This window comes from Methyloceanibacter stevinii (genome assembly GCF_001723355.1).
Lineage (GTDB): Bacteria > Pseudomonadota > Alphaproteobacteria > Rhizobiales > Methyloligellaceae > Methyloceanibacter > Methyloceanibacter stevinii.
The window spans coordinates 217,261-229,140 of sequence record NZ_LPWE01000014.1 but is presented as its reverse complement, the minus strand read 5'-3'; the positions used below and the strand labels follow the sequence as shown (position 1 = coordinate 229,140).

10 protein-coding genes are annotated in these 11,880 nt (G+C 61.8%); 3 read left to right on the top strand and 7 right to left on the bottom strand.

From position 1 onward, the window contains the following. Positions 1–404 precede the first annotated feature (404 nt). Together AUC70_RS15870 and AUC70_RS15865 are read left to right on the top strand one after the other, a co-directional pair. On the top strand, positions 405–1,487 hold the full coding sequence (locus tag AUC70_RS15870; protein ID WP_069445740.1) for a GNAT family N-acetyltransferase: 1,083 nt from the start codon (positions 405–407) through the stop codon (positions 1,485–1,487). Positions 1,488–1,822: 335 nt separating this feature from the next. Next, positions 1,823–3,289: an exopolysaccharide biosynthesis polyprenyl glycosylphosphotransferase gene (locus tag AUC70_RS15865; protein ID WP_069445739.1), complete on the top strand. Its 1,467-nt coding sequence runs from the start codon at positions 1,823–1,825 to the stop codon at positions 3,287–3,289. A gap of 55 nt (positions 3,290–3,344) precedes the next feature. Here the strand turns inward: AUC70_RS15865 and AUC70_RS15860 are convergent, their stop codons facing one another. After that, the gene (locus tag AUC70_RS15860; protein WP_083241671.1) at positions 3,345–4,097 is read right to left on the bottom strand and encodes a DsbA family protein; all 753 of its coding nucleotides are present in this window, start codon (positions 4,095–4,097) and stop codon (positions 3,345–3,347) included. Positions 4,098–4,397: 300 nt separating this feature from the next. Here AUC70_RS15860 and AUC70_RS15855 point away from each other — a divergent pair, with 300 nt between their 5' ends. After that, on the top strand, positions 4,398–5,888 hold the full coding sequence (locus tag AUC70_RS15855; protein WP_158007479.1) for a GumC family protein: 1,491 nt from the start codon (positions 4,398–4,400) through the stop codon (positions 5,886–5,888). 33 nt (positions 5,889–5,921) lie between these two features. Here the strand turns inward: AUC70_RS15855 and AUC70_RS15850 are convergent, their stop codons facing one another. From AUC70_RS15850 to AUC70_RS15825, 6 genes are all read right to left on the bottom strand, one after another. Then, positions 5,922–6,998 (bottom strand): glycoside hydrolase family 5 protein, encoded by a 1,077-nt coding sequence (locus tag AUC70_RS15850; RefSeq protein ID WP_069445736.1) that lies wholly within the window; start codon positions 6,996–6,998, stop codon positions 5,922–5,924. After that, positions 6,985–8,244: a hypothetical protein gene (locus AUC70_RS15845; RefSeq protein WP_069445735.1), complete on the bottom strand. Its 1,260-nt coding sequence runs from the start codon at positions 8,242–8,244 to the stop codon at positions 6,985–6,987. The genes AUC70_RS15850 and AUC70_RS15845 overlap by 14 nt, the downstream gene beginning before the upstream one ends. Before the next feature lies 1 nt (position 8,245). Further along, positions 8,246–9,073, bottom strand: coding sequence for a PIG-L deacetylase family protein (locus AUC70_RS15840; RefSeq protein ID WP_069445734.1), 828 nt, complete (start codon positions 9,071–9,073; stop codon positions 8,246–8,248). Beyond that, on the bottom strand, positions 9,070–10,164 hold the full coding sequence (locus AUC70_RS15835) for a glycosyltransferase family 4 protein (RefSeq protein ID WP_141702176.1): 1,095 nt from the start codon (positions 10,162–10,164) through the stop codon (positions 9,070–9,072). The genes AUC70_RS15840 and AUC70_RS15835 overlap by 4 nt, the downstream gene beginning before the upstream one ends. Before the next feature lie 84 nt (positions 10,165–10,248). Next, positions 10,249–10,872, bottom strand: a complete 624-nt coding sequence (locus AUC70_RS15830; RefSeq protein ID WP_069445732.1) for a hypothetical protein — start codon at positions 10,870–10,872, stop codon at positions 10,249–10,251. Continuing rightward, positions 10,827–11,699: a hypothetical protein gene (locus tag AUC70_RS15825; protein WP_069445731.1), complete on the bottom strand. Its 873-nt coding sequence runs from the start codon at positions 11,697–11,699 to the stop codon at positions 10,827–10,829. Before AUC70_RS15825 ends, AUC70_RS15830 begins: the two co-directional genes overlap by 46 nt. Between the last annotated feature and the right edge of the window lie 181 nt (positions 11,700–11,880).

Genomic DNA, 11,880 nt, shown 5'->3' with positions numbered 1-11,880 from the left:
CAACAGGGTGAGGATCTTCTTGGCACTGACCGTGATACGGCACGTGGTCATACAAACGGCTCCAGGACGTCGGCTAACGACGCCGACAGACAACGTCGATGTGTCCCGAACCTACCCCTCGCATGGTTAATAAATGCTGAGCGAATGTCCCAGTATGGTCAGACCGGCCCTTAGCGATGCCACCCGCCGGCGTCAGCGCAACCGCCGGATGGGTACGCGAAAGGCCAACGGAGTTCCGGAGTCCACGCGGAATTAACGGCCTTGTGGCTAGAACCGTGCTCCAAGCCGGTCGTCCGAACTCGGCGTAATCTGTCGTACACAAATTTCAGTCACTCCGTCGGGGCGCCCGTCGTCCCGGATCCCGTCACAGGGCAGGCGAGTGTTGGGGGCCGAGGAGGGTCCGTATGATTGAATTCGAACAACGAGGCGAGTTCGACTTTCGCTCCGACGAGTACGAACAACTCTTCGCTCAATCATCGGCCACGGCTTTCCAGCACCCTATCTGGCTGGACCGCGTTTACGCGCAGCTGGTCGCGCCCAGCGGCGCGGAACCCCTGATCGTAGCCGGCCGAACGCGTGCCGATCAGAAACTGAAGGTCGTCTTTCCCCTGATCCGGCGAGGGCTAGGCCCCGTCGCGACGGTCGACTACGCCGATATGGGCGTGAGCGACTACAACGCGCCGATTGTCGATCGGTCTCTGGAGCCAAAGCTCGGGGGCCAGCCGAACATTGTTGGGCTGTTGCGGCATGCGATCCGGCCCGCGGTGGTTGGACGCCTGCAGAAGATGCGCGGCGACACGCTTGAGAGCCTCGGGCTCCGTCAAATTCTGCCTTCGGACTTCATGGGCTTCCATTCCCATGAGGTTCAACTGCACGGTCCGTATTCCGCATGGCGCAAAGACGCGCTCAGCAAAAGCTTTGTCCGCTTCCTGGACCGAAAGGGCCGGGCCTTGGCGAAAATGGGCGCCGTCGAGTTCAAGGAACTGACGGACGCCGAATCGATCGGCGACGTCTTTTCGGCCCTCAAGTCTTTCCGCGAGGGCCGCTTGCCCGACGATCCTCTCAAGAACGAGCGCTACTTCAACTTCTACAGGGATGTCGCCGTCGAGGGGTGTCGGTCCGGGTTTGCACGGACCCAACTGCTGACCTGCGGCGGTAAAGACGCGGCCATCATCTTTGGCCTGTCCCATGGCGGGCGGTTCCACCTCTTGCTCACAGGGTTCAACTTCCCGGCGTTCCGCAACGTTTCTGCGGGCAAGCTGATCATGGAGCATTCGATCGAGGCTGCCATCGACCGGGGCGAAACGGTCTATGACTTCACGATCGGCGACGAGGCTTACAAGACGGAGTTTGGGACCCAGGCCCTGCCCATGTACATGGCCTGGATAGGCCCCGGTCCGCTTGCAGTTCTCGCCAGCGCAGCCTCCGGGGCACTGGCAGAGCTGAAGCGCATCAAACGGACAAGGTCTTTGAAAAAACGCACTTGATCCCGCCGTGGGCGCGGGATCCAGACGGCGTTCTGCGGTCCAGGTCGATGCTCGACCGCTGCCATGGTCGGTCCTTATCGGCACCACTGCCCCAAACCGGAACCGGCGGGCGGCCGGACTTATCATTTTGAGACAGGTTACCGATTATTAAAATCGCCCGGTCCGGGCCGGGTTCTCTCGAAAAATGCATTAAAAATCAACGTACTATGAACTCCGTCGGCGGACGATTTGTCACCTTCCAGGGGCGTGGCCGCCGGGCGTACATCTTGCACTGGTCCCTCCCGAGGCCCAACTCTCGACGGTTCGAGAGGGATCAACCAGCGCCGTACTAAGCCATGTCCGACACGCTAACCGTCAAAACCGACCCGGTGCCCGACACCTCGCGGTCGACTCGCCCGTCGTACCGAGTGCCCCTGCTGCTCGGGCGCACGCTGAGCGCGCTTTGGCCGCTGGCCGATGCCCTCGTTATCGTGGGTCTCGCGGTGTTGTCGGGGCTTGCCTATCATTGGGCCATTTACGGGCAAAGCGGTCCCGTGCTGTCGTATTTTCACCTTGGCCTCGGGGTCGCGGGCCTACGCCTGGTTCTTCGTCAGGCCAAGTCCTATGACCCGTCCAAGCCCAAGGGCACGCTGCGCTACGAGTTTTATCTCTGGAACGCGACCTTCCTCGGCATCATCGTCATCGCTTTCTTCATGAAGGTCTCGGCGGATTACTCGCGTGGCGCGGTCGTCCTCTACTACGTGGTTGGCCTGCCGGTCCTGGTCACGTGGCAGTCATTCTGGCGTCGGTCCATTCGCGAAGGCTACAGCTCGGGAGCGCTGGCGGTTCATCGCGCGCTTCTGGTGGGCACACCCGACAGGATCGCGGAGTTTCGGGATCACCACCGGCCTGCGGATCTCGGGCTCATTGTCAGCGGCGTGGTGAACTGGCCCGAACATGTTCTGGCGGACACGGCTCTCGGCCGGGCCGCTCTGGAAGACGCGATTGGGCACACGATCAAGCGCGTCCGGCAGTCGGACGTCGAGGAGGTCGTGATCCTCGTCCCGTGGTCCTACGTGAACGCGATCAACACGATTGCGGAAATGTTCAAGACGGCGCCGGTGAGAGTTCGCTTGGTGCCCGAGACGATCATGGATCGCTTCTTCCAGCTGCCGATGTCGCGGCTGGGCTCACTGGCGACGCTGAACTTGGCGCGGCCGCCGCTGACGGTCTTGGAGGTTCTCGCCAAGCGCACCGTGGACCTCGTTGGCGCCACGATCGGACTCCTGCTGGCTCTGCCGGTGTTCATTGCCGTTGCCGTGCTGATCAAGCTGGACTCCCCCGGTCCGGTGCTCTTCCGGCAGGGACGCCTGGGCTCCAATCAGAAAGAGTTCCAGATCTACAAGTTTCGTACGATGACCACCACCGAGGACGGCGCAGAAGTCAGCCAGGCCGTGAGTGGCGATCAGCGTTTCACCAAGATCGGGCAATACCTGCGGCGCTGGAACCTCGACGAACTGCCTCAGCTGGTCAACGTCCTTCGGGGAAACATGTCGCTGGTGGGTCCGAGACCCCATGCGACCACGCACGACCGGGATTTCGAGACGCTGGTGGCGTCCTACGCGCGGCGCCACAACATCAAGCCCGGTATCACGGGCTGGGCTCAGGTGAACGGTTACCGGGGGCCGACGGACTCGATCGAGAAAATCGAGGGGCGCGTCGATCACGATATCTACTACATCGACAATTGGTCGATGCTCTTCGACTTCTACATCCTTCTGCTCACGATCGTGTCGCCGAGAGCCTATCGGAACGCGCTTTAGGAGCGCCCCACCCGCGCCGGCTCGCGTGGCGAGTGACAGCCATGGCCGCTCACACTCAACAGCCCGTGCCGCAGCCCTCCGACCGCACGCGCGCCACCTGCTCTTTCAGCGACGAGTAGAACTCAGACGGCGGCGCGGACCAGACCTGGTCTCCCACGAGATAGAAGGGGACACCCCTGATTCCAAGCTCGCCGGCAAGCTGTTTGTTTGCAGCGAGTACGGACGAAATCTCGGGATCGTTCATGTCGCGCTCCAGGCGGGACTGGTCGAGACCGAGTTCGTCCGCGATTTTCAACGCCCGAAACTTGGACGCGCGCCCCTGGATGGTTTCAAGGCGCCGATGCAGTTCCAGCGCACCGCCTTGGCGCTCTGCGGCAAGAACAATGCGCGCGACGTCCTCCGAGTCCCGGCCAAGCACGGGAAGGTCCTTCAGGATCAGCTTGACCTGTCCGTCCTCGTCCGTCAGCCGTACGAGTTCGGGGGCCCCCGCCCGGCAGTCGGGGCAGTTGTAGTCGTGGAAGGCGACGATGCTCACGTCGCCTTCAGGATTGCCGACAACGAGGCTAGCCGGGTCACGATACAGCTCATCCGTATGCGCCGCGGCTGCACGTTCGCTGCGCTCGGTGCGTGTCAGCCGCTCGATAGCGACGACCCCCACGGCGATGACGCACAGGGCAACGCCGAGGCCGATCAGCCCGAGCACCCATTTGCGGCTGCATGGGACCAGCCCCAAACAGCGCGCCGAGGGTTGCCCCGATCCACCCTCCGTGTGCCCGGTGGCTTCGGTCTGATGCGGATGCTGGATCATGGAGCCTCTCAACTGTTGGCCGTGCTCGCGGCTTCTCGATCAATTCGCTGCCGGTTCCGGGTTTATTTGCCGTTAACCGCCCATGGCCGTCATCGCCGAGAGGCGCGCGCAAGCAGGACCTTAAGACGTGCCCGTTTTTGGCACAGGGTTCGGCAGGCAATACTTAACTTGTTGCCGCCATTCTTATCGATGACAGGTTCCTGGCCGACTAGTAGAATGGCGGGGCCTCACCAAGGCCAATCTTTGTGGGACTTCCGGGTAGGCACAAAGCCTATGACCGACGAGGAGCGTGTGTCTCGCGTGAATCAACATCTCAGAGTCGCCCGCGATTGGCAGGCCGCGCCCGAGCACGCCGTTCACGAGACGGAAGACTACTTGGAGCCGGAAGAGTATTTGGAGCCCGAGCCGATTTCGTTCTACTCAACGTTCGTTGGCCCGCGCCTTTGGACCATTCTCGCTTGGGGGCTGGTCGGGGCCGTCGTGGCCGTGGTCTTGGGACTGCTGCTGCCACCGAGCTACAAGGCGACCGCGCAGCTCTATTTCGATCCCCGCGATCTGCAGGTCCTCGAGAACCAGGTAACCCCTGAGACCGAGGCGCAGAATATCGGCACGACGCTTGTCAGATCGCAGGCATTGGTCCTGCGGTCCGACAACCTTCTGAGAAAGGTCGTCGCGAAGCTGCATCTCGTGGACGATCCCGAGTTCAACGGCACGCCTCAGACAATTTTTGGAGAGCTTGCTCAGGCTCTGAAGTCCATCATCGCGCCCGGAGGCGAGGACAACAGCCCGGCCGCCGTGGAGGCCGTGACGCTGGAGAATTTGCGGCGCGCGATCGGCGTCGATCTGATCGATCGTTCCTACATCATCGAGGCGTCCGCCACCGCCGACGAGCGGTCGAAGGCAAGCGAGATCCTGAGTGCGCTCGTGGACGCGTTTCTCAAGTATCAGGAGGAATCGCGTTCCGACGTTGCGAGCCGGACAAGCCTCGATCTACAGGGGGGCATCGAGAGACTGCGCCTGAACGTCGAAAAGATCGAGCAGGAGATCGAGGACTACAAGGCCGAGAACCAGCTGACCGGCGTTGGAGGTCAGATCGTCTCCGAGCGGCAGCTGTCAGAACTCAGCACGAAGTTGATCGATGCGCAGGCCGAGACGGCACAGGTCAAGGCCCGGTTCGATGCGGTGCTTGCGGCGAAGGGAGACCTCGGCCAGCTGCCCGAAGCCGTCGCGTCCGAAACGCTTCGTGAGCTTCGCGGCCTACTCGCGCGCCTCGTCCAACAAAAGGCGGTCCTTGAGGCGCAGTTGCAGCCGTCCCATCCGACGACGCGTTCATTGCGTGACAGCGAGGCGAAGCTGAATTCGGAAATCAAAGCCGAACTGACGCGGATCGGCGAGTCTCTCCGCGTGGACTACCAGCGTGCCAAGGAAAACGAGGAGGCCCTCTCCAAACTCGTCGATGCGGAACGTGAGCGTCTCAAAACGGCGAACCAGGCGCAGATCACCTTGCGCGGCATGGAGCGGCGGCTGGAGACGGCGCGTCAGCTTTATCGCGACGCCGACACGCGGGCCTCTCAAGCCCGAGAGCAGGCTGAGCTGAACACGGCCAATGTCCGCGTCATTTCCGATCCCAGCACGTTGCGCAAGAAAGTCTTCCCGCCGCCGACTCCGCTCCTGGCGGCGATGGGCCTCGTCTTCGGCCTGTTCATCGGCTTCGTCATCACCAATTGGCGCCTGCTGCTGTTTCGCGGCCGTGGCCGCGACTCCGACGTGGTCGACTACGCACAGTACTGAGGCTTAAGGCGTGCACGCGCCAAGACTTGCGCGCTAGCGTTTCCGTGCGAAATCCATCAGCACGCGCGTTTGGGGCGGGATCACTGTCGATGGCAGGTAATCGAGCTTGAACGGAAAATCGTCGGGCCACCAAGGTCCCGCCGCCCAAGCTGTCCAACCGATCCAAACGTCGCGATTTTCGGAGATGTGCTCCAGGAGTCTCTCGAGAGCCTGAAGATTGACGGGATCCGGGCTGGGACCGAATTCGCCGAGGAACGCCTTGCGATTGTGCCGCCGCGCCCAGGCCTCGAATTCGGCTATTCTCTCAATCCCGATTGTCGGGGAGACAGCCTCACCGGTCCGTCCCGACGAGTCTCCGTCGAAATACTGGTGGACTTCGATGGCCGTGTAGCCGATGGGATCGACGAGATCGGAAAAGATCTCGTTTCCGCCCTGCTGCCATAGATGAGCGCTAGTCCACATCGTTCCCGGCGCGAGGATCATGTTTGTCGCCCCGGTCTGGCGGATAGCATTGATGCAGGTTTGCGCAATGTCGAACCAAGCTTGCGCGGAGATATCGACCGGCTCGTTCATCAGTCCGTAGATGACCTGCTTGGACGGGGCCCGCCGGATCAGTTCGAGCCAGAACTGGATAAAGGCGTCCGTCGGGACTTCCGATGTGCCGATGAAGTGCTGCTTGCTGAAGCCATCGGCACTGATCCGCCGCTTTGCGTTGTTGTGCGGATCGAGAATGACGTGCAGCCCCTCGTTGAGTGCGCAGACGAGGACCGTTCTGAAGCGCTCCCATTCCTCGACATCGAAGGCCGAATAGAGATCCGGCTGCAGGCGTTCCCACAGGAAAGGCAGGCGGATCACGTTGAACCCGAGACCGCGGTAGTAGGAAATCTCCTCACAGGTCGGGTAGGTGTAGTTGGTGCCGAAGACGCCCGGGATGACGTAGCCGAAGTCCGCGCCCGCCATGTTCACGCCCGCCAGGAACGGCGTGTCCGTCCAACGGTCCGCGTGACCGCCTGCCGCTGCGGCGCACGTCCTGACAAAGCCGCCGGCCGAAAGGGCACAGCCGGCCGCCGCGGTCAGCAGGTCCCGACGGCTTGGGTTAGGCTGCTTCATGACGGGCTACAGGTCGAAGTGGTACCCGGGGACGCACGCGGACTTCGCTTGTGACAGGTCCGGCCAGCACGCCATAGAGGAACCAGAGCGGCGCGGCCGTCTTGATGCTGACGAAGCTGTAGCTCACCAGCATGGCAAGGGCCAGGTAGAGCCAGATGCTATTGAGGTAGTCGGCGCGCGCGCGCGTGCTGCCGTCGAGACTGACGACGGTCAGAATCCACAGCACGGCAAAGATGACGATGGAATGGGTGATGATCATGAACACGATCCCGCTGTCCGCCGCTTCCGGCACAAGCCGGTCGGAAAGGCCGAAATAGTCGATCGGCTGCATTCTGCCCATGAGTTCGACCGTGTAGGCGAGGCGACCCGGCATGTCGTCGGCGCCGCTGTGCAGGTCCAAGACTCCGACTGCCAGAATCGCTCCAAGAATTACGAGCGGCAGGATGAAGATCGCTACATTGGGCACGACAATGCGCGTGAACACAGCCAACCCGAGGATCAGTGCGGACGTTGCGATTGCCTGGCGGCCATCGCTGGCCACGATCATCAGGATCACCGAAAGGCAAATGAAGACCCGCTGCCGTGTGGTCAGATCGCGCCAGAACGCGAGCGCGAAGCACACCACGATAAGCACGAAGTTTCCGAGCGAAACAGGCTCCAAGAATATCGACGACATGCGATGCAGCCCGAAGAACGGAATGAAGCGCCCCTGGTATCGCGTGGCGCTGACATACAGATCCGAATCCTCGTAGGTGAACTCCCCGAAGTCCATGCCGCGCGTCGCGATGTAGTAGTCCTTGACGTCGAACAGCTTGCTGAACGTGGATACGCTAATCGCTTCGAGGGCGATGCCTGCAATGACGATAGCGCATGCGAGCATCATCATCCGCACGGCCAATCGCGAACTCGAGGCCATGCCAAGCACGACGAATGTCTGGATCAGGAGAAAGTCTCTGAAATATTTCAGCTCCACTTCTCCAATGGCGGCCATGCGGATGATGCTGAACAGCCCGACCAGCACGATAAACGCATACCAAGGCGTCATGTGGCGGTTGAAATGGACAATCGCGTAGGCCTGCGCCCCCAGCACAAGCACGGCCTCGACGAGCATGACGTGCTGCGCGCTGAGCTTCGTGACGTTGCCATTGATGAAGGCGAGGACCGCGTTGAAGCATATCGCCGCCAGGACCAGGACGATGGGGATCACGGACTCGGTCCGTTCCTGTGGAGGCAGTCGTCCGCGCATGTCAGTCCGTCTTCGATGCTTCCGCAATGGAAGGCCGCTGGGCCTGGGCGCCGGCCTCCAAACCCGGGCTGCCTACGATGTGACGGGCAATGAAAGGATCCGCGCAGGCTCGAAAATGCTCATAGGCGCAGAGGCCCCAGGTCTCGTAGAGAAGCGGTCGTTCCATGGGAGCCTCCAAAGCGCGCTGCGGATTCAGCCTTTGTAGCATCTGGGCGCCCTTCGTCAGGTAGGACCACGCCAGCTGCGGTGCAAGCTTCAGTATGACGGGCCCCTGAGATCGATAGTGGCGCAGCAGCAAGAGGTAATCGAGGCGTTCGCGCCACCCGATCGGCCGCGAGATCACCTTGCCGTTCGCCTCAAGCGGTGCCGCGAACGACAACCAGAAACGCAAGGCGGGCGCCCGGTAGAATGGGTATTGCCGGCTTTGCTCCAGGACGTCCAGGTAACGCGCCAATGCCAGCCCAACCAAGTGCGCCGCATCGTGATCGTGATGCCCGCCTTCCCAGGCCGGGACAATGATGCGGGTTACGCCGTCCAGCGCTGCGATTTCGGACAGCAATTTGTCCCAGCATCGGTCGAGATTCTCCACGAGCGCGCCGTCCGGGATGTCCAGGTCGGTGCCAAGAAACTTGATGTCGTCGGTGTTGACCCCGAGCCTTGTGAGAACGGCCAAACTCTCGGCGTTCCGCTGCTGCGGCGTGACACCCGCCCAGGCGCCATTGGTCAGGTAGATGCAGACAACGCGTTCCTTGCGCGCGACCGCGTCAGCGATCTCGTGAAAGACGCCGAAATCGTCGTCCTGATGTGCAAAGATGAAAACCGTGGTCACGATAGGACTTCCCGGAAAAGCTCTTCGTAGGTCTTCAGCATACGGCTGTTGCTGTACCACTCCCTAAATTTTGGCGCGAACTCTTTGGCGCGCGCAATGACGTCTTTGTCGTCCAAGGCCTGGGTGAGGCCCTTCGCCCAATTCGCCGTGTCCCATCCGTCAACAAAGACGGCCGGCGACTCACCATCGAGCGTCAGGACCTCGCGCGTTGCCGGTATGGTGCTGGCAACCACAGGGATGCCATGCGTGGCGGCTTCGACCGTGGCGAGGCCGAATGTCTCACTCTTGGAGGCAGAGGCGAATAGGTCCGCGATCGCGTAGTAGTCCGCGAGTTTCGGCGCGGGGATGATCCCGAGGAAGGTCACGCGCTCCGCGACACCAAGTTTGGCGCTGAGTTTTTGGAGCGCATCCCTGGATTCACCGCCACCCGCGATCAGGAGGTGCGCGTCCGGCACCTGGGGCAGCGCGGAAATGATTGTGCCGACCGACTTCACGGGAGTCAGCCTGGATGCGACGAGCATGATGCGCGCGCCGTCGGGCACGCCGACTGCCTTGCGCATCGCCTCGCGATCAACCTTGGGCGCACCGTACATGACGCCATGAGGGATAACCCGGAACCGGCGGACATAACTTCGGGGATAGCCACCGAAGGCTTGGTTCGTGGCGCGCGAATTGATGATGATCGTCGAGTAGAATCCAAGGCTCCCAGCCAGCCAATCTAGGGTCCGCGGTATCGGATGCGTATCCTGCGGCATGTTCGATTGGTGCACGACCCGGGTAGGACAGCCCGTGAGCCGCGCCGCAACCGTTGCAATGACCGAGGATGTCGGCTGGAAGGTCACGAGCATGTCGGCCCTGTAACAGCTCACCGTTTTCGCCGCCTTGAGGATGCCGCGTAGCTTCGAAAGGCTGCCGATCGATGTCTTCGGATAGAGCCAGCACGTCTCGACATGCGCCCCTTGCTCCGACAGATACGGTGCAAGCGTCGACACAAGCTGCTCGACGCCGCCGCCGGCATCGGCGTTCACGACGAAGAGGACGCGCTTGCCATCCAGGATGTTGTCCGTCGAGGCAACGGGTGCCTGACGCACTTGCGGGGCTTCGGCCGGCGGAGCATCGTTTTGCTTTTGGGCGGTCAAAGTCCAATCTCCTTTCTGCACAAAGGCACGCGGCGGCTAGTTCGCTTCGGGGCTGCGCCGTTGCGTCAACTTGCGACGCATCATGACGAGTGCGCCGGCAGCCAGGTCGTTCAAGGATAGAATGTTGAAGGCGCGCGCAACGCCGATCGACGTGGCCGCAAACAGGGCGACGCTGGCAATCGTCGCCAGCACGCCGCCGCTCCCGATCTGCATGATCCAGCCTGTGAGGACGTAGGTTCCCCCTGCGACCCCAGCGATGATCGCCGAGCGCAAGTAGGGCAGCTTCATGATAAAGCGCTTCCGCCACGCGATTGCGTAGACGAGGCAGCCTGCGACATGGCCCAGCAGCACGCCCAACGCCGCGCCCAGCATCCCGTAGCTCGGGATCAGAAGCAAAGACGAGACCACCAAAACCGCAAAGCCGAGAACGGCGGTCAACAGAAACACGTTGGAGCTTTCGGTCAGGTGAGAGGCCTGCTCGAAATAGTAGGACCGATAGATGGCCATGGCGTTGGCCACCAATATTGCAAACAGCACGGGTTCTATGGCGGTGGCCACGTCCGCACCGAACAGGACGCCAAAGACGAGCTGGTCGAAGCGCATGATGAAGGCGATCACGAATGTCGTGAGCGCGGTGTAGGCGAGAAACGCCTCGCCCATCGCGTTTGTGGCCTTCTCGATTTGGTTCTCGGCCAGTTGCGCCCGAGCGACCGACATGTAGGCTCCCGCGATCGCTTCCGAGATGACGACCATCGTCTGCCGCACGAAGTCCGTTGCGACACCGTAGACGCCGACCGTGCTGAGCGGAGCAAAACGGGCCAGCAAGAGACGATCGAGTTGCCATCCTGTGGTGCCGAGCACAAATGCCGGAACCATGGGGCGTCCGTATTGCCACAGCGCGCGTGCGCGTCCGCGGAAAACTTGGGCTCGACCTTGTCGCGTCCATCGACCAGCAGCGGGATCGACGCCCCGAGATGGGCCGCGCCAACCGCGAGAGCGAGTCCAAGGGCCGTTCCGTAGACGACGAGAGACAGGACGCCGAGCGTCAGCATGAGGACCGCGCGGATCAGGATCCCTGCCGCGACGACGCGTGAGTGAAGCCGAATCCGCGCGAGTTCCAGAAGCGCTTCGTAAAGCGACAATCCGAGAATGAGTGCCACGAGGCCGATGCCGAACTGGGCGGTCTCGAACCCGAGCACGTATCCCAGGAACAGAAGCACGAAGATGGCGATCAGGCCGAGACCAAGCACACCGAGATAGGTGGATACGAGGTCGCTGCTGCAGTCGTCCTTGTAGCAGGCGAAGAACGAGAACTTCAGCCACTGCACGGTCACGCCGTACAGGATGTAGGCCCAGGCGAACATGATTAGATAGGCCGCATACGTCTCCGTGCCGCCAATGCGCACGAAGAGCGCGAGCGCTCCGAGGTTGATCAGAGCGGCCATAACCTTCGAACCCAGATAGTAGGCTATGTGCTTCTCAGTCATCCTGGATAACGGGCCAATTCGAATGAGCTTGGAAACGGCTGCAAACAGAGCCGACCGGGGCACGTCCCGCGCATTTGATCGGTATCCCAAAAAATCGTGAACAAACACGCAATTGGGGGACAGAACTTGGGCCTTTTCGCGAGCGCCCCCGGCCCGGCCGGCTAATCGAAATAGGGCAGAC

Bases quoted from the DNA above. Each gene is read 5' to 3' on its own strand.
- AUC70_RS15845 (WP_069445735.1), bottom strand. From the start codon at position 8,244: ATGCGCGGACGACTGCCTCCACAGGAACGGACCGAGTCCGTGATCCCC.
- AUC70_RS15870 (WP_069445740.1), top strand. From the start codon at position 405: ATGATTGAATTCGAACAACGAGGCGAGTTCGACTTTCGCTCCGACGAG.
- AUC70_RS15850 (WP_069445736.1), bottom strand. From the start codon at position 6,998: ATGAAGCAGCCTAACCCAAGCCGTCGGGACCTGCTGACCGCGGCGGCC.
- AUC70_RS15860 (WP_083241671.1), bottom strand. From the start codon at position 4,097: ATGATCCAGCATCCGCATCAGACCGAAGCCACCGGGCACACGGAGGGT.
- AUC70_RS15830 (WP_069445732.1), bottom strand. From the start codon at position 10,872: ATGGGCGAGGCGTTTCTCGCCTACACCGCGCTCACGACATTCGTGATC.
- AUC70_RS15865 (WP_069445739.1), top strand. From the start codon at position 1,823: ATGTCCGACACGCTAACCGTCAAAACCGACCCGGTGCCCGACACCTCG.
- AUC70_RS15825 (WP_069445731.1), bottom strand. From the start codon at position 11,699: ATGACTGAGAAGCACATAGCCTACTATCTGGGTTCGAAGGTTATGGCC.